This is a genomic window from Sporofaciens sp. St.21A7 (genome assembly GCF_059728535.1).
The window spans coordinates 4,927,380-4,946,341 of sequence record NZ_BAAGFN010000001.1 but is presented as its reverse complement, the minus strand read 5'-3'; the positions used below and the strand labels follow the sequence as shown (position 1 = coordinate 4,946,341).

The 18,962-nt window shown below is 45.4% G+C and carries 14 protein-coding genes; 10 read left to right on the top strand and 4 right to left on the bottom strand.

Going from position 1 to position 18,962, the window contains the following annotated elements:
• The first annotated feature begins 48 nt into the window (after positions 1-48).
• From AC6I3O_RS24535 to AC6I3O_RS24490, 10 genes are read left to right on the top strand one after another with little or no spacing between them, the layout of a single operon-like run.
• On the top strand, positions 49-2,634 hold the full coding sequence (locus AC6I3O_RS24535) for a CFI-box-CTERM domain-containing protein (RefSeq protein ID WP_497853128.1): 2,586 nt from the start codon (positions 49-51) through the stop codon (positions 2,632-2,634).
• Between the two features lie 13 nt (positions 2,635-2,647).
• Positions 2,648-3,772 (top strand): PP2C family serine/threonine-protein phosphatase, encoded by a 1,125-nt coding sequence (locus AC6I3O_RS24530; protein WP_497853127.1) that lies wholly within the window; start codon positions 2,648-2,650, stop codon positions 3,770-3,772.
• On the top strand, positions 3,744-4,559 hold the full coding sequence (locus tag AC6I3O_RS24525; RefSeq protein WP_497853126.1) for a vWA domain-containing protein: 816 nt from the start codon (positions 3,744-3,746) through the stop codon (positions 4,557-4,559). The genes AC6I3O_RS24530 and AC6I3O_RS24525 overlap by 29 nt, the downstream gene beginning before the upstream one ends.
• Before the next feature lie 18 nt (positions 4,560-4,577).
• Positions 4,578-5,357, top strand: a complete 780-nt coding sequence (locus tag AC6I3O_RS24520; RefSeq protein WP_497853125.1) for a vWA domain-containing protein — start codon at positions 4,578-4,580, stop codon at positions 5,355-5,357.
• Between the two features lie 30 nt (positions 5,358-5,387).
• The gene (locus tag AC6I3O_RS24515) at positions 5,388-6,485 is read left to right on the top strand and encodes a vWA domain-containing protein (protein ID WP_497853124.1); all 1,098 of its coding nucleotides are present in this window, start codon (positions 5,388-5,390) and stop codon (positions 6,483-6,485) included.
• Between the two features lie 36 nt (positions 6,486-6,521).
• On the top strand, positions 6,522-7,295 hold the full coding sequence (locus AC6I3O_RS24510; protein ID WP_497853123.1) for a PIN domain-containing protein: 774 nt from the start codon (positions 6,522-6,524) through the stop codon (positions 7,293-7,295).
• Positions 7,296-7,317: 22 nt separating this feature from the next.
• A complete protein-coding gene (locus AC6I3O_RS24505; protein ID WP_497853122.1) occupies positions 7,318-8,715 on the top strand; it encodes a hypothetical protein in 1,398 nt (465 codons plus the stop codon).
• Positions 8,716-8,734: 19 nt separating this feature from the next.
• On the top strand, positions 8,735-9,463 hold the full coding sequence (locus AC6I3O_RS24500) for a vWA domain-containing protein (RefSeq protein WP_497853121.1): 729 nt from the start codon (positions 8,735-8,737) through the stop codon (positions 9,461-9,463).
• A complete protein-coding gene (locus AC6I3O_RS24495; RefSeq protein ID WP_497853120.1) occupies positions 9,435-10,340 on the top strand; it encodes a protein phosphatase 2C domain-containing protein in 906 nt (301 codons plus the stop codon). Before AC6I3O_RS24500 ends, AC6I3O_RS24495 begins: the two co-directional genes overlap by 29 nt.
• A complete protein-coding gene (locus tag AC6I3O_RS24490) occupies positions 10,327-11,766 on the top strand; it encodes a protein kinase domain-containing protein (protein WP_497853119.1) in 1,440 nt (479 codons plus the stop codon). Before AC6I3O_RS24495 ends, AC6I3O_RS24490 begins: the two co-directional genes overlap by 14 nt.
• A gap of 88 nt (positions 11,767-11,854) precedes the next feature.
• Here AC6I3O_RS24490 and AC6I3O_RS24485 read toward each other — a convergent pair whose 3' ends face one another.
• The 4 genes from AC6I3O_RS24485 to AC6I3O_RS24470 all read right to left on the bottom strand — a co-directional run bounded on the left by AC6I3O_RS24485 (position 11,855) and on the right by AC6I3O_RS24470 (position 18,910).
• Positions 11,855-13,876: a tetratricopeptide repeat-containing glycosyltransferase gene (locus tag AC6I3O_RS24485; RefSeq protein ID WP_497853118.1), complete on the bottom strand. Its 2,022-nt coding sequence runs from the start codon at positions 13,874-13,876 to the stop codon at positions 11,855-11,857.
• Positions 13,873-15,909, bottom strand: coding sequence for a glycosyltransferase (locus AC6I3O_RS24480; RefSeq protein ID WP_497853117.1), 2,037 nt, complete (start codon positions 15,907-15,909; stop codon positions 13,873-13,875). Before AC6I3O_RS24480 ends, AC6I3O_RS24485 begins: the two co-directional genes overlap by 4 nt.
• Positions 15,893-17,971 carry a tetratricopeptide repeat-containing glycosyltransferase gene (locus tag AC6I3O_RS24475; protein ID WP_497853116.1) on the bottom strand — a complete coding sequence of 693 codons (2,079 nt, stop codon included), beginning with the start codon at positions 17,969-17,971 and terminating at the stop codon, positions 15,893-15,895. The genes AC6I3O_RS24480 and AC6I3O_RS24475 overlap by 17 nt, the downstream gene beginning before the upstream one ends.
• Positions 17,972-18,040: 69 nt before the next feature.
• Positions 18,041-18,910, bottom strand: a complete 870-nt coding sequence (locus AC6I3O_RS24470; RefSeq protein ID WP_497853115.1) for a flagellin N-terminal helical domain-containing protein — start codon at positions 18,908-18,910, stop codon at positions 18,041-18,043.
• Positions 18,911-18,962 lie beyond the last annotated feature (52 nt).

The window sequence follows — 18,962 nt, the reverse complement described above, 5'->3', positions numbered from 1 at the left end:
GGTATGTCGGATGTTTACGGCATAGTTGGAGAAAGGAAGTGAATAGTTTTGACTTTACGGGATTTAGCAGATGCTCCGGATAATCATTGTTCCTTGCAGGAATGGTTGGACATTGCCCAGTTTGCGGGATTAGCGGTGACAGCAGATACGGTTTTAGACAGCATGCAAGTTTATACTTTGCGTAAAACTGCGCCGGCATTTTTCGCAAAGAAAAAACAAGAAGAAGCAGCAGCGGAACGAGAAACAGAAAAGAGAAAGGCTGCGTCGGCAGAAATGCTCGAAAAGCTGATTCAGGAAAATTATATTTTTGTGGATATCAGCAGTTTACTCGAACCGGCTGGTGAACGCGCCCTCATGCTTATGCTGCCATTACTGAAAAAGTATGGGAAAAAGTTATACATATCCTATTCGGTTTTACGTCAGATGACAGAAGAGGCATCAGACCAATCAGACCCTAAGCGCGCAGAATTATGCGGACAGCGTGTAGACGCACTGAAAAAACTACAGGAAATGGGGCTGGTGGATATCCGTGCCTTCTCAAAAGACGACAATCCTGCCAGAGATTTGATGACTGCATGCGCCCATTTCCGAATTACAAATCCGTTGCTTGTGATTACACAGGATAAAAAATTAGCGGAGGATCTTGTAAGGCTCAATTATCAGAAGGCAGCGAATGGAAAGAGCGTCACGGTGAAACGGGTCAATAAGTATGGGTATCTCAGCAATCTGATTGCACGACAAGGAAAAGCATTTTATGTCTGTGACAAAGTACGGGAAACACCTGATTGTCAGAGCACGGTTACTTTTATACCTAAAACCGGCGATTGTGTATATGGACAGCCTGAATGTAAGGATGAAATCAGTCTGTGTGAAGAAATAGGAAGTGGCGGTGAAGGGACAATCTATCAGACAAATACACCTTATGTTGCAAAAATTTATAAAGAAGAATGCTGCACAGCATACCGACTGGAAAAATTACTTAGAATGATAGAGGCAAAGCTTGAATATAATGGGATTTGTTTTCCTGTTTCAGTCCTCTATAATCGGAAGAGCGAATTTGTCGGTTATTTAATGATGAAAGCAAAGGGGTATTCGGTTCAGCAGAGTATTTTTCGCAAGGCTCTCTTTTTAAAGAAGTTTCCGGGATGGGAAAAAGAAGATTTAGTTCAATGTGCCATTACTATTTTATTTAAGTATAAGTATCTTCATGACCATAATATTTTGGTTGGAGATATTAACCCGAATAATATTCTGGTAGCGGATCCCCTTGAGGTGTATCTTGTGGATACGGACAGTTTCCAGATTAACGATTTGCCTTGTCCGGTGGGATTTCCATTGTTTACAGCGCCGGAACTGCATCAGAAGCATCGAAATGGTGAACTGCATGGGTATGGGGAGATTATGCGTACAAAATCTAATGAATGTTTTGCGGTTGCGACATTAATGTTTATGATGATGCTGCCAGGGAAACCTCCGTATACGCAGCAGGGAGGCGAGGATATTGTGGATAATATCCTGCAGATGCATTTTCCCTATCCTTTAGACGAACGACACGGTGAAAATGTACCGGATGGGACATGGAAATATATCTGGAGTAATCTAACGCATAGGATGAAAGACAATTTTCATACTGTATTTGACGGGAAAGAAGGAAAATCTGTATTTAATATAGAAGAACGGCTTACCGTTGACCAGTGGATAATGGAAATGCGGGAGTACCAAAGAATATTAAAACACTGGACAAAAGAGTTTCAGAAGAATCCGAATTCGTTGGAAGTTGACCCAGAGTCTTTGAAGCTATACCCTGAAAGATTAAAACGCCAGAGAGGTGTAAAATATGAAAAGTGCCATGGCGGTTGTGGAAGGGAGTTTCCAGAAGAGCGTTTAAAGGCAGGTTATTGCCCGGAGTGCCAGCGAAAAGGGGAAGAATTGGAATGTATCGTTTGCGGAGAACGGTTTGTGTATACAAATTATGAGAAGTATTTCAAGAAGTTCAGACGTCCGTTGATGTGCCCGAAATGCAGAAGCAAGAAAGATGAAGTATTCAAGCGTTATCAATGTCAAACCCCAGGTTGTTTCAATGATGTTGAGGTTACGTATGGCAACTATGCATATTTAAAGAGTAATAATTATCAGCTTCCCAAGTATTGCCAGACATGTAAAGAGCTTCGTGAACACAAGGCGAAAAGGGCTGTCTATAAGGGGACGCAGCAGGAGAAGGCGACTCCCCAGACGCCAGTCAAACCAACAAGGAAAATGGAATCTCAGACGCCAGTCAAACCAACAGGGAGAAAGGTTTCGTCAGGGCAGGCTGGATGCTTTATTACTACAGCCGTGTGCGGCTATCTTGGAAAGCCGGATGATTGCCAGGAATTAACGGATTTCCGGTTTTTCCGTGATAACTGGCTGCGTTTGCAGCCGGGGGGCGAGAGGCAGGTTCAAGAATATTATGATACTGCTCCGGAATTAGTGCGGCGCATGCATGATTCTTCGGAATATGGACAGATATGCAGAATCCTTTGGACAGACTTTCTTGTCCCATGCCATGCGATGATCCGGCATCAGCGTTTTGAAGAATGTAGGGCGCGTTATGAGGCGATGGTTAAATATTTGCGTAACGTCCTAGCGCAGTAAGGCAGGTGGGTATATGGAACAAATGAATAGAAGCGGAAAGACCACTTTGTGGACAGCTGTAGGATGCATAACGAGGGGACGTTCTCACGTGAAAGATAACATTGTCTGTCAGGATAGGACATGCATATTAAATGAAAATGGTGTTTATGCATTTGCGCTTGCCGATGGAGCCGGCTCGGCGGCGTTATCACATTATGGTGCAGAAACAGTTACAAAGGCTGTCTGTCGGCTACTTTGCCAAAATTTTAACGACTTTTTCCAGGAACCGTCAGGGAAAACAGTGAAAGAAAAAATTGTAAGCCATCTGGTCGGCGAATTGGAAAAGACTGCCGCTTATCATGGATGCTACATGAAAGACCTTGCGTCAACATTGCTTGCGGTTGCAGTCTGTAAAGAACAGTACTTATTTCTGCATATCGGCGACGGCGTGATTGGATATACAAAAAACGGCAGGATAAAGGTAGCTTCGGCTCCTAAAAACGGCGAGTTCTGTAATGCGACGTATTTTGTAACATCTGGTGATGCCGTCCGTATGATGAATATCGGGAGAGGGGAAGCGACAGGAGTCTGTGGCTTTGTGTTGATGAGCGATGGTTCGGAAGCCAGTCTGTATAGCAAACAGCAGAGAGCATTGGCGACGGTTTTGGAAAGACTGGTGTACAGGCTGAGCATCACATCGGCTGAGTTCTTAACGCCGAGTATACAAAGTAGCCTGGATGAGGTGATTTCCAGACAGACCTATGATGACTGCAGTCTGCTTATTGCAGCCAAGGTGGAGCGGACATATGCAGAGCTGAGTGCAGAAGAACAGAATGAATATTTTGAAATTCAGGCGGACATAGTGAAACCGAGAGCGGCGAAAAAACGCAGAGTACGCTATATGGATATCCTGAATGCTTTGACAGGAGAGAAAAGCGATAGTGAACTGGTAAAGGCGGTAGGTTTAAAAGATACAAAAAGATTCGTAAAAAGATGGCTGTGTCCGTTAGAAGAGCTGGGATATATTGTCCAGGTCCGTCCCCATATTTACAGGAGGATAGTAGGACCTGACATAATATCCGAAGCTGAACTTATAGGATGCATTATGTCGAAAGAGGAGAGGGTACAAGATGAAGAAGGGTGCGGCAATACGCATTGAAGATTTAATGGAAAACGGCGGCCCGTTCCTGCCGGTCTGCCTTTGTCTCGATACAAGCATGTCAATGCAGGCGACATTAGGCGGCAGGCCGACGGGAGAATACGCATATATTGACGGTATCCGAGGGCAGGTTGTGAAAGGAGGGGTTAGTTGTCTGGAACTCCTCCAGGAAGGGGTTCAACAATTTTATGAGACTGTTTTTTCGGACGAGATGGCGAGATTTACGGTTGAAATTGCAATCGTTACATTTGACGACTATGCCCGGCAGATGAAACGTTTTTCTCGTGTGGAGTATATGAAACGAAGTGAAGAAGGGGCGCTTGTCAGCGCAGGGTGTTGGAGACTTCCAGAGTTGGAGGCGAAAGGGGAGAAAACGGCTATGGGTGAAGGGATTAACCTTGCGTTGGATTTGCTGGAAAATTGCAAAGAAGATTACAGGAAGCGAGGATTAGATTATTATCAGCCATGGCTTGTAATTATGAGTGATGGGAAGAATAACGGATCGGATGTCGCGTTTACAAGGGCGAGGGAGCGAATCTATGACCTTGTAAACAGGAATAAGCTGGCGGTTTACCCATTAGCGATTGGCCATAGGGCAGATTTACAACAGCTCAATGCACTGTCGCCAAAGCAGGAGGCGTTCCGGGTACAGGCGCTACAGATTCGCAGTTTGTTCCGGTGGCTGGCCCAGAGTTCTAAGGTTGTATCCAGCGGGGAGTTAGGTCAATCCCGTAGCCCTAAACTTGAACGTTTTGAAGTTGTGGGTTGGGCAGAAGGGTTAATGTAATGATTGGAGGTAAGAAAAATGGCAAGTGATAAAATTCGTATACAAGATCTTTTAGATAATCCGGATCCGCATGTTCCGGTCTGTCTGTGCCTGGACACCAGCGGTTCCATGCTTACGACAGAAGGCGGCACACCGACGAAAGAATTTATAGAAATTGACAACAAACGTTATCGTGTCGTTACCGGAGGCACAACGCGGCTGGATACGCTAGAAAAAGGAATCCGGCAATTTTATGATGCGATTTATGAAGATGAGAACGCCCGCTATGCGGCTGAGATTTCTATCGTCACTTTCGACGACGAAGCGAGAATGGTGACAGATTTTTCCCGTGTCGAGTATAATGATGTGAGGGAAGAAGTTCCAAGCCTTGAGACACATAACCGTACGTCCCTTGGCGCGGGTGTGAACCTTGCGCTTGATCTTCTGGAAAAGCGGAAAGAGGAGTATAAGGAAAAGGGTGTGGATTATTTCCAGCCGTGGCTTGTGATTATGACAGACGGCGAGGACAATGGATCAGTCGAGGAACTGGAACGTGCCAGAGGACGTATCCGCGATTTGGTCAGCCAGAAGAAATTAAGTGTATTCCCATTTATTATCGGCACGGAGGCAGGAATTCAGACATTGGAGTCTCTTTCGCCGGAACAAAAGCCTATGCGTATTAACATAACGCAGATTAAAGGATTATTTAGCTGGCTGGGAAAAAGTATTGCACAGGTATCATCTCAGAGTATTGGAACCGGCGGAACGGTTACGCTCAATGAGTTTGAAGTGACTGCGTGGGATCAGCCGTTGGATTAATGGAAGGATTGGGAAAGGCAGGAGGATGGTATGCAGATAACGGCAACACAAATTGCAAAGATTCTGAATCTGTCAGTTGACCAGATCATGAAGGCTATACAGGAAGTGGGCATTATTTATACTGAGGAACGTCTTTTGTCCGAGACGGAGCTGGATAGGCTGCGCACGGTTTTGTTCCGTTATTACCGAACCAATCCGGCAGAAGGAAGAGAGCGGCGGTTAGAGGATTTGGAGAAGAAGGGGCGGCAGAAGACGGAGCATGAAGCAGTCCGGCGTAGCCCTAAGCTTGAACGTTTTGAAGATGTAGTTTGGGCAAAAAGGGGAAATATTATGAGTGGAGCTAAAAAAATGGCAAGCGATAAAATTCGTATACAAGATCTTTTAGACAATCCGGATCCCCATGTCCCAGTCTGTCTGTGTCTGGACACCAGCGGTTCCATGCTTACGACAGAAGGAGGCACACCGACGAAAGAATTTATAGAAATTGACAACAAACGTTATCGTGTCGTCACCGGAGGCACAACGCGGCTGGATACGCTAGAAAAAGGAGTCCGGCAATTTTATGATGCGATTTATGAAGATGAGAACGCCCGCTATGCGGCTGAGATTTCTATCGTCACTTTCGACGACGAAGCGAGAATGGTGACAGACTTTTCCCGTGTCGAGTATAATGATGTGAGAGAAGAAGTTCCAAGCCTTGAGACACATAACCGTACGTCCCTTGGCGCGGGTGTGAACCTTGCGCTTGATCTTCTGGAAAAGCGGAAAGAGGAGTATAAGGAAAAGGGGGTGGATTATTTTCAGCCGTGGCTTGTGATTATGACAGACGGCGAGGACAATGGATCAGTCGGGGAGTTGGAACGTGCCAGAGGACGCATCCGCGATTTGGTCAGCCAGAAGAAATTAAGTGTATTCCCATTTATTATCGGCACGGAGGCAGGGATTCAGACATTGGAGTCTCTTTCGCCGGAACAAAAGCCTATGCGTATTAACATAACGCAGATTAAAGGATTATTTAGCTGGCTGGGAAAAAGTATTATACAGGTATCGTCTCAGTATATTGGAATCGGCGGAACGGTCACACTCAATGAGTTTGAAGTGGCTGCGTGGGATCAGCCGTTGGATTAATGGAAGGATTAGGAAAGGCAGGAGGATGGTATGCAGATGACGGCAACGCAAATTGCAAAGATTCTGAATCTGTCAGTTGACCAGATTATGCAGGCTATACAGGAAGTGGGTATTATTTACACAGAGGAACGTTTTTTGTCCGAGATAGAGTTGAATAGGCTGCGCACGGTTTTGTTCCGTTATTACCGAATCAATTCGGCAGAAGGAAAAGAGCGGCGGTTAGAGGATTTGGAGAAGAAGGGGCGGCAGAAGACGGAGCATGAAGAGGAGAAAGGGCAGCAGAATCCAGAGGCGGCAGAAGAAACAGAGCAGCAGGAATTGACATCTGCCGCTATGATGGAAGAACTGGTAAAAGATAAAAAGATTATGATTGACACATGCAGCCTGATGCATGAAAAGTGCGGCGAGGTCATCCTGTCTATGCTCCCACTATTAATGAAGCATGGGAAAAAAGTTATTATCCCGATGAAGGTAATAGAGGAATTAAAAAAAATCCGGCATTGTTTTTATGATGCTGCAAAACGGCGGGCAGCAGAAAAGGGAATGCGTATATGTAGGGAACTTCAGGATGCGGGATGTCTGACTGTCAGAGGAAGTAAGAACGATAATTTTGCAGATAATGTATTTTTTGTCACCCTATCCAATTACCGCTATCGGCACAGGATGTTGCTGATCACCCAAGATCACGGACTTACATATGATGTACTTCAACTGAATTCTCTTCATTCCGGTGGAGAAAGTTATCCAGTAGAGGTTATGCATATTACGAACCACGGAGAGCTTTGTGTGTCAGACATGCCGTATGCATAACAAATATTGAAAGAGGATTGCAATGGTATACGAAAATATAAAAAGTTGGTTTTATTTGCAGCCACGGGAAAAAGTAGAGCATACGGCTCTTGTTCTGCATACAAGCTGTGTGAATTACAGCCAGGAGGATCTCTTCCAGTTAACAACCCTTCCGTTTATCTGGATTATTCCGGATAATGTTTTTTGGGAATTGAAGATGTTAGAGGAGTCAAAGTTATTTGGCGCTAAGGCTTCGTTGATTCTGACGAAGGTAATGGGCTCTGTTGACTGGCGCAGACGAAAATTTCGCAGAAGATGGGATTTAGAACAACTATATAAAGGGTGTTCGGAGCCAGTAGCGCCATCAGAAATCTTTGACGGGACACTTCTGTTTGTGTTTGGGGATCTGGGGAAACAGGATGAATTTATCTGTCATAACATTGGTCTGTACGATCACTATATTTTGCTGAATGAAGGATGGAGCTGTATAAAAGGGCAGGCGAGGGTATATGGTCTGAAGCAGATAAGGCAATTGGAAATGCGCAAAGTAAGACCGCTTATGCCGGGGGCTTCAATGCCCTTGCCCCGCGAACTTGCTGAGATTAAAATTCCAGACTATGGGATAATTTTTAGTGGAAAAGAGTTAAAATCAACGAACAAGTATGGAAGTAATGCGGGGATTTACACTTATCGGGAATTTGTAGATCAATACATTAAACTATATAAGAATCGCGATCAAAGAGGGCATCAAAAAAGCAAACTTGAAAATCTTCAATATATTTCGAGGCAGGTAAGTCATCTGAATCTGGCGCTTCCGGAGTCCATTTTGTATAATGAGGCAGGTCATGCTATTGGTTATGTGATGAGGCGTTTTAAAGGTCATCCCCTTAGGGACTATCTGCCTGTCGGATGGGAGGGACATAATCTGGCGTTAATTTTTTGCAGGCTCTCCCTGCTGTTGCTGGAACTTCATACGATGCATATTATTGCCAATGACCTTTCGTTCAACAATATAATAATTGGAGACGATGATGAGGTCAGCCTGGTTGATTGCGACAGTTTTCAGGTGTTTGATTATCCGGGCGGCGGGATTACGGAAATGTACAGGCATCCGGAAATCAGTGCGGAAGAGTGTCAGAAAACACTGAGAGAGCCAAGACATGAGTATTTTTCATTTGCGGTAGTATTATTCCAATGCCTTTTTTATTATGAACCGCTTTGGCAGGTTCAGGACGGGGAGGATGAGCGTATTTTGAATTGGAACAATGTCAGGTTTCCCCTTGACGTAGACGGAAGAAGCCAGAGGAGGGCGAACCGGGATATCCTGCGGTTATGGGAGGGACAGCCAAAAACGGTTCAGAAAATGTTTGCAGATGAATTCCATTTTAGAAGAGACCATAGCGTAGGCGCATGGATCAGGGCATTGGAGTTATTAAGTTAAAAAGAAAGAAGGTTTTGATATGGCATTTGCTGTTCCGCCCAGGATGAATGGACCGAAAACCCATCTTCCGGTTGCCATTGTAATTGATACAAGCGCGTCCACGAAGGATATCCGGGAGCTGATGAATCAATGTGCAAGGAAACTTGTAAATAGTTTGAAGCGTGAACTGGCGTTCCAAAAAGTTGTGGAGCTGCTGGTTGTGCTTTATAACAGCGACTATACGAATATAGTCGATTTTAAACCGTTAGAATCCGTCAGGGAGAGTGATTTAGACATTCCTGAGAGCAAGGGGTTTACCGAAACTGGACGGGCGCTTCTCTATTCGCTACAGAGATTGGATGAAAAAAAGATGGAGTGGAAGCAGAAGAGGGAAAAATATTACCAGCCATTATTATTTTTACTGACGGATGGTTATCCGGACGCAGGAAGAGGCGCGCCCAAAAGTGTTGAAGAAAGAGTAGAGGAAACATATGCTTTAGCTGCAAAGCAGATTAAAGAAAAAGAAAAAAAAGAAAAAATTATTTTTGTTGCAGCAGGCATTCAGCAAGAAAATGGAGACAGGGCCAATATGGAAAAGCTAAGGGAGCTGAGCAGTCATTCAGAGCGCATTTTATGTGTCAAAGACGTTGTCGGCAGCGTCAATAGTATTGAGAAATTTTATAATCTTATTTATGAATCTACGAATGCGCTGTTCTCGAATACTCCGGTTGAGGAAGTGATTGAACAAGTATGGAATTTGGGGAATTAGAAGGGTAAAGGGGCTGGTTTCACTGAATGTAATTGAGTACCTGGGACTGGGAATCTATCATGAAAGATGCAGTCTTCCATGTCAGGATGCAATAGGGAATACGAAAGCTAAAAATGGAAATATGATTATGGCTTTATCAGATGGAGCGGGTTCAGCTAGATTTGCAAAACAGGCGGCGTGGGAAAATGTCTATGCTGTGTTGGAGTATTTTGAAGCTGTGCCATTGTCCGTCTTCCTTTCATTGGAGGAAGAGCAGAAGAAGAAGGATATATTAGATGCTTGTAGGAACAGACTATGCCAGTTCGGCGGAAAGGAGTACCGTGATTATCCGCTTGAGTTTTCCGCCACCCTGTTGTTTTATGTATATGACGGGAAGCATTTTGTGACAGGGCAACTGGGTGACGGAGCCATGTTTATCTTTGATAGATACTGTAAGTGTTTGTTTTGTTCCGAATCTGTAAGCATGAATGGAGAAAAATGGCAAGTTTATTTTACGTCTTCATCTGAGGCAGACAGCTTTATGCAAATTCATGTATTTGATGTAGAAAATATGCCGGTGGACAAGGTATTGATGGCAAGCGACGGTGCATGTCTTATGTTTGAAAATCGGGGCGGCGGCATGGCGGCAGAAACGGCGAAAGAAATCGTTCAATTTGTCCAAAAGGGTGAGATACGTTCAAATACCGAGCTGGCAGATGTGTTAAATCAAATGGCAGAGGTTTCCAGTGAACGTCTGGATGATTGGTCGGTTCTGGTCTGGAGTGGTTCAACAGAGTTTAAAAAAGAGAAGCTGCGTATGATATCTATGCTAAAAGAGGAAAACGAAAAGTATACGAAAATAGATAAGGAAGGAATGGGCAGGCATGATGAAGGTTGATAGGAAAGAAATCTGTAAATATGTAGCTGCATATGACCCTTCGTTAAAAGTTGGAGAACAGCTTGGAAAAGGAGGGATGGCATGTGTTTTTGATTTACCAGAAACCGAACCTGTTCAGGTAATAAAAGTTATGGATACCGGATGCCAGGGAGATTCTATCGGTACGCGCAGAAGAATGCGGAAGTATTTTATCCGCGAAATACAGGCGATGAAAGTATTAAAAGCATGCAAGTGCAAATACATTATGCCGGTACTTGGGTGTTACGAGTACAAAGAGTCGAAAAGTAAGGAAGAGTCAGTGTTTCTGGTGAAAATGAAAAAGATGCAGACATTGACGGATTATTGCAGGGTGTTCGAATTGACAGAGAAGCTGCTTGTGAAGTTGGCTATGGACATCTGCCGGGCACTGCAGACATGTGAGAACCAGAGAATTCTGCACAGGGATGTAAAGCCGGACAATCTTTTCGTTTCCGATGATAACGGAGAGATTTATTTTGTACTTGGCGATTTTGGAATATGCCGCCGGATGGATGAAGTCGGTATGGGAACGGTTACATACTGTGGCACGAGACAATTTATGGCTCCAGAGATTGAACGCAGGGAGCCTTTAAACGGCTCTTTCAATTCGGATATTTATTCGCTGGGTGTTTCATTATACTTTATAGCAAGTAATGGGAAATTCCCATTTTGTAATAAAGAAGGCGATGGGAATTTACAAGGTGGATTGTCGAATATATCGGAGGGCTTTTCAGATATTATCTGGAAAGCAATACAAGTGAATCCAAAAGACAGGTTTCAGCATGCGTCAGAGATGCTGGCAGAACTGGAACGTCTGAGCATGTCGGAGGAGAAGTTGTTGAAGCGGCCGTACTTTTTTGCGGCAAAACAGGCAATGCTTAATGGGCGGTTTGATAAAGCGCTTAAATACGCTGGCCAGGGCATAGAATATGAAGAAGAGGGGTGTGCGAGGCTATATGCATACTGTCTTTATTGTGAATATAATAATGAATGCTGCTTGGATGAGAAGAGAGCAGAACAGGCAGTTACGATGTTGGATGGATTAGCGGAGGGAGGGGATGCCATTGCCCTCTGTATCCGCGCGACGATTCACCATAAGCATAATGAGATTGAAGATTTTTTTCATAAAATCCGAAAATCTGCTGAAAATGGCTGTATTATTGCGCAATATCTTTATGGAAGGTCTTTGTATGAAGGATGGCATGGACGCCGGAGAGAGTCGGCGCTGGGGAAGGCTTACTTGAAGAATGCAGTAATGGCTAATTACAAACAAGCAATTAAGTTCTTTATAAGGCTCTCAGAAAATGATGTCAATGCGTCTAGGTTTCTGGAACAATGCGGTCTAACGGAGAATGAGTTAGAATATGAGGAAGAAACGCTGAAATTTGATATTCTAAGGTTTCTTTAAACGGGTAAGGTATTGAGCCTGTATAGTAAAAAAGGCATTTCCAGGAAAACCATAATAAACCCGGAAATGCCTTTCCCCCTCCCCGCCCTCACCATTCCCGCCGCAATATCTCCTGCTTCATCCGCAGCGCCTCCAAATCCCCCGGCAAAAGCAGCATCAACTGCCCCAAGACATCATACGCCTGTTCCCACTGCCCCGTATCAATCAGCCCCCGGAGAACCTGTTTCACCTGCCCCCCAAGCATCAAAAACTCCTCCGATACTCCTTGCTTAGGAGCTTTCAGCTCCGCCTCCAGCCCCTCCAATAATTGTCCCACAGCCCCCGACATTTTCGGATAAATATAAATCGCATCCTTCAAATACGAGAAACTTTCTAACACCTTTCCATCCCCAATCAACCCCAAAGCATCCCCAAGAGCCGCCGCAAACCGATATCTGACCGGCAAGGCATAAGCCTCCGGCTGTGCCAGCGCCTCATCCCGGTACAACGCCGCCGCATCCGTACAGACACTCGAACAATACTGCCCCAACACTTCCATTAACTGCGAAAACTCCACCGATTCCCGTGTCAGCATCTTTTCCAGAAAACATTGCTCCAACCGTCTTGCATAGAAAGGATTCTCTTCAAGCAACGGCATAATCTTCTGATAGAATTCCTGCATCTCCTCCCATTCCTTGCGTTCCGTCACCGTTTCCGCATATGCGTTCCATGTTTCCGGCGACAGCTCCCCAAGCAATGTACCTAACGGAAAATGATTGCGCACCGCAATCTCTATCAATTCCCACTGAAATCCAGGAGGACGATCCTCCGCACAGGAAAACCATAATTCCTCAGCATCTTGAAGATGTCCCTGCGCTTCCACATAAAGCATTTTCTGAATCCGCACATAAGCATTATCCGCAGTAAGCTTCGCATATCCCTCTAGGATTTCGTCCGTCTTCTCCACATAGACTTGTTTCCACTCTTCCAGACAGGGATAATAATCCGTCACCCGCTCCTTCTCGTCCCACGGAAACCAACAAAGAATCCGACTTACCGCTTGAAAATCGCCTGCCCCTGCCGCAAAGAACAACCCGTCTATATAGATAGAAACCGCCTTCGCCGCTGCCGTGTCCAGATTGATTTCCGCTGCCCTCTGAAGCTTCGCCTCATCCGGGTGTTCCTGCAAATAAAGCAGTTTCTCATGATACAGGCAGACATATTTCAGCCCTCTTTGCAATTCCTCCAATTTCCGGCAGGCATCGCTCAGTGTCAGGCATATGTGAAGGATTCCAACTTCCAATGTCCGGGGATGCCTAAGAATCCGCTCCCCCTCGTCTAATACACTCTGTAACTGACCTGTACGCAAAATCAATAGGGGAAGGTTCGCCTGCATCCACAATTCATAGTTATTGATTTGCGTCTCCTTGCGGGCAAGTGCAAGCCCCTTTTTACAGTACTCGATTGCAGCGTCATAATCGCCGGCGCTTCGGTATTCCTGGGTAATCTGCATACAGCACTGCGCAGAATCAGGATTTTCTTCCAGCATAGGGAGAAGCAGGGAAAGATTTCGATTATTTTTCGTATCCTGGCATCCGCTTTTCTCTTTTGTAGCATAACCAAAATGATGTACGAAAGCCGAGAACCTTTTGTTTGGTTCCTCAAAAGGTCTCAGATTTTCATGAATTGGAAATACAAACTCTGTCCTGGGCGTCAGCCTGCACATCCGTCCCACATCCGTATCCGCATAGCGTTTCCCCTCCAAATCCAAATAATTGCGGACTACATAGCAGGCAGACTGGTAATCCCTATATTCACCGCTCTGAAAGAACCGGATAATCTCCCCGGTATCTTCAAACCACTCATCATCGTCCAGATATAAAAACCATTCCCCCATAGCTTCTTTCAAACCTGCGTTGCGGGCTTTGGAAAAATCGTCGCACCACACAAAAGGAATGATACAAGAAGTGTACTGCCGCACCAGTTCCAGCGTTTCTTCGTCCTTTCCGGTGAAAACAACAATCAACTCACTGTCCAGCTCCTTTAGGAGCGGTTTCAGCGATGCCAGACATTTGCCCAGCGTTTCTCTCCGGTCTGATGCCAGAAGAGAGATGGTAAGTTGTATGTTCATGATTTCTTCCTCCTTATCAATTCCTGGCGAATCCAGATTAATTCCAAATCTCCCGGCATGACAGGCAAAAGCTGTCCGACAATATCCTCTGCCTGCTCTGTCTCGCCGGCGTCCAGCAGCGTATGAAGCACAGATTTCATCTGGCGGGCAAGTTCAGAGAATTCCCCATCTATATGCACAGCAGGGAGGTCCATCTGGCATACCGCCTGGCGAAATAATTCCGTGATAACACCCGTCATAGCGGGATAAATGCGAATTGCGTCGCCAAACATCCGAACTGCATCTGACGTTTGCTCTATTTTCATCGCGTCCAACGCTTTTAAAGTTATGGCAGCAAACCGATATTCATCCGGGAGAAACATCCATGCGTCCGCCCCGAACATCTCATCCCGATAAATACTTTGGTAATATTCCATAAAACACTTGCAATATTCTTCTAATGTTCCTGCGAATTCCTCCCAAAGCGGGAATCCTTTTAAAAGTTTCAGCTCCAATCTTCGTTTTTTCAGGCAAATGCCATGAAGCGGATACATTGCTATCAGCCCCTCTTCACATTTCCGGACACAAGGTACGGAAGAATACGGAAGTGAACCGATGACTTCGGCAGTGCAGGCATTCCAGGTATCCAGATTCATCAGCTTTGCCAATGCCGTTAGCTCCAGCTGGTGCAAAATTCCTGTTTTCAGCAATAACTGCTGCAGATACGCGTCATTGGCTTGACCAATGCACTGAACATACAGCAGTTCTCCTTTACGGCGGTTCCCCTTTTGTAAATGCCGCAAGGATTTTTGAAATAGGAGATATGTCGGTAAAACAGCCATATGCTCCGCCGTTTCCAGCAGAATATCGGTAAATGCGTCGCCGTATTTTGCACAAAACTGTTCAAAAAGAGGATAATAACGGCATAAAAGGGCTTCCTCTTCCCATGGAAATAAGCTCAGAAACAAAGAGGCATTTTCAAAATCCCCTATCTCTAATGCACAGGATAAAGCATTTGCCCGCATAGGATACAGGTTTTCCGGATTTTTCACATAGCCTTCGTCAAATTCCCCGTAGCTTTGCTGTTTCCAGCGTTCCGGATGTTGTTCCATGTCTGAAAGAAGTTTCTCAAATGTTTTCCCATACTCCAAAGCTTCGGCAGGTTTTGAATGTTCTGTGTACAGATGAACCAATTCCTGGTATAGAACCAGACGGGTAAGCGTGCAAGGAGTCACTTTTTCCAGAATTTCTTCCAACTCTTTGATTGCGGCTGCCTTTTCCGTTTTTTTGCCAAGTAAATGTGCCAGATACGCCAACAGCCACTCTTTGGCGTAGGAATCCTTTTCATTTTTGCAAAGCGAAAGCCCCTTCCTGCAGAAGTTCTCTGCCTCGTTCCATTTTCCTGCCAGCTCAAACTCCTTCGCAAGCTGTAGATAGTTTTTCAAAAGACCGGGATTTTCCTGAATGGAATGAAGTAAGAGAGGAATATTTCGGGTGCGTTTCCCATAGGCTTGAGCCGTCTCTTCCCCTTCGTCAGCATATCCATAGTGATGAACGATTGTCTGAAAATATTTACAGGGTTCCATACGGGGATACAATTCTTCGTGAATCGGATTTCGGAAATGAATTCCTGAGACTCGTTTCACCATGCGAAATGCAGAAAAGTCAGCGTATTTCGTTCCATTCCAATTCTGGTAGTTTCTCTGGATGTAATGGGCGCTTTGGTATCGCTTGTATTCGCCGCTCAGGAAAAAATGGCATATTTCTTCCGTATCGTCAAACCATTCGTCGTCGTCAATGTATAAGAACCATTCCCCCTGTGCGGATTCAAGGCCAGCGTTTCTTGCGGCGGAAAAATCATTAGACCACCGGAAAGGAATGAGCTGGGGCGTATATTGTTCAGCAATTTTCCGCGCTTCGTCATCCGTGCCTGTCCATACGATAACCAGCTCACTGGGGACTTTTGCAAGAAGCGGCTTCAGGGAATCCAGGCAGCGCGCCAGAGATTCCCTTCGATTTGATGCAAGCAAAGAAATGCTAAGTAACAGCTCCATTCATTTTTCCTCCTAATCCGTTCTGTGTGCTTCTTCTTTCCCTCAATATCACTTGTTTTAACCGTAATACGTCCAAATCATCCGGCAAAAGTGACAACAGACGGTCTGCGACACCATATGCCTCTTCCCACTGCCGTTTTTCCACCAGGTCGTACAGAACTTGTTTTACCTGTGTGCTAAGCAGCCGAAATTCATCCGTAATTTCCTGCCTGGGGGAACGAATCTGTTCTTCCAGATATGGAATCATCTGGCCGACTGCCGGAGACATCTGTGGATAGATGTGAACCGCCTTTTTCAGGAATGGAAGACTGTCGGCAAACCGTTCTTGTTCAATGTACAGAAAGGCTTGTTCCAGGTTTTGGGCAAACTGACAGCGGGAGGGCAGTGCAAAGGCAGCAGGATTTTCCAAGGCTTCCTCCCGGTATAGGGCTTTCGCATCAGCCGTCAAACTGGTACAGTATTGACGCATAAGGTCTGACAGTCGAGAAGAATCCACTACGCCCCCTGTCAGCAGCTTTTCCAGGACGGACTGTTCCATTTGCCGCGCATAAAATGGAAATCCTTCCAACAACGGCTCCATGTTTCGGTAGAAATTCTCTAACAAATCCGTCCTTTTTGATGAAACCACCGTCAAAACATAATCCGTCCATGTTTCTGGCGTCATATGCTCTAATAAAGGTCTTAGCGCAAATTGATTCCGAACGGCAATCTCAATGAGTTCCCATTGGAATCCCGGTGGGCAGTGATTTGCACAGATTTCCCAAAGTTCCGTCATCTTCTCGGCCATCTTACCATCAACAGAACCGCATTCTGCAAAGAGCATTTTTTGGATACACACGTAAACGTTCTTCGTGTCCAGCCGAATAAATTCTTTCAGAATGGCGTCTCTCATGCCGCCATACGTCTTTTTCCATTCTTCCAAACGCGGATACCAGGGAAGAACCCGTTCTTGCTCCTCCCATGGAATCCAGGACAGAAGCATCCGTATCTTTTTCAAATCCTCTAATTCTGCTGCAAAAAACAACCCTTCTACGTATAAGGAAACCTCTTTGGATAACGCGCTGTCAAAGGTGACGTCGGCGGCATTTTGGAGCATGGCTTTTTCCGGGTGGTTTTGAAGATATAAGAGCTTTTCCTGATAGAGAAAGACATACCTAAGCCCTTTTCGATATTCCCCAAGCTCCCTGCACAGTTCTGTCAAAATAATACATAGATGAAGGGTTCCTGCTTCCAGTGTCCGCGGATGTTTTAGCTGGCGTTCTGCTTCTTCCAATGCCTGACGCGCGCCCTCTGTATGGTATATCATTGACGGGAGCTGAACCTGCATCCACAACTCATAGGTATAGACCCGGGGTTCCCTTCGGGAAAGAGCCAGTCCCTTTCGGCAATATTCTGCGGCGTTTCCATATTCGCCGATACTTCGGTATTCCTGGGTGATTTGCATACAAGTTTGGCCAGAATCCGGATCTTCCTCATACATTTTCAGAAGAAGAGGTAAATTCCGCGCTGCTTTTATCCCTTCCCCCTGGTTCTCTTTTTTTCTGAGATATCCAAAGTGGTGAACATAAGCCGACAATTTCTTGCAAGGTCTGTCAAAGGTAGACAGGCACTCGTGGACAGGATGGACAAATTCTGTGTCGGCTGTCAGCCGGCACATACGGCCGACTTCTGCGTCCGAGTAGCCTTTCCCAGCGAAGTCTTCATAATTGCGCTGTACATAAAATGCTGACTGGTAATTCCTGTACTCGCCGCTTTGAAAAAAATGGATGATTTCCCCGGTATCCTCAAACCATTCGTCATCGTCCAGATAGAGAAACCATTCTCCCTTCGCTTCTTTCAGCCCGGCGTTCCGCGCTTTAGAGAAATCATTACACCAGACAAAGGGGATGATATGGGAGGTATACTGTTGTACCAGCGTTAATGCTTCTTCTTTTTTCCCGGTGAAGACAACGATAAGTTCACTGTCCAGTTCCCTGAGAAGAGGAGACAGGGAAGCAAGGCATTTTCCGAGCGTTTCCATCCGGTCAGATACCAGAAGGGATATGGTAAGCTGTATGTTCATGGGTTTGCCCTCCCTGCAAAAGAAAGCGCCCATCCAATGGACCGGCGCTTTCTGTCGTTATATTTTTGATTACTGTAACAACTGAAGAACTCCCTGAGGAACCTGATTAGCCTGCGCAAGCATAGCCTGGGAAGCCTGAACCAGAATGTTGTTCTTCGTGTAGGTCATCATTTCCTTAGCCATATCAACATCACGGATACGGGACTCAGCAGCAGATAAGTTCTCTGTCTGAACACCTAAGTTGTTGATGGTATGCTCCAGACGGTTCTGTAAAGCACCGAAGTCTGAACGCATGGAAGAAACGATATCGATTGCCATCTTTGCCATAGTGATTGCCTTTAACGCGTTGGTAGAAGTTGAAATATCTACCTTGCTAAGTGTAACAGTCTCCTGCTTAGTACCAATCTTTGCGGACATCTTAGATGAACTCATTGCAGACAGAGTAATCTTAATCTGGTCAGCAGTGTTAGCAGTCTCGCTGGCATGGATAGCAACTACGCCCTTCGCGGAGCCTGTTCCCTGGAACTTGGAGAACAACGTTGTTCCGTTGAAATTAGCGGTGTTACTAATTCTGTCAATCTCATTTCTTAAAGCAACAACTTCTTTCTGCATCTCAGCACGGTTAGCGCTGGAGTAAGTTCCGTTGGCGGACTGTGTAGCCAGCTCAACCATACGGTTCAGCATGGAGTGAACTTCTGTCAGAGCGCCTTCTGCCGTCTGTACAAGAGAAACACCGTCTTCGGAGTTCTTCTGTGCTGTCTGAAGACCTGTGATCTGAGCACGCATCTTTTCGGAAATAGCAAGCCCGGCAGCGTCGTCACCAGCGCGGTTAATTCTGTAACCAGATGACAGTTTCTCCAGGTTCTTTGTCAAAGCTGAATTGTTGTTAGATAAATTTCTGTGTGAATTTAATGCTGTAATATTATGTTGGATTCTCATAGTTTTTCCTCCTTGAAATTCGCCAGGGACATCCTTTTCCCTGCATATTTAT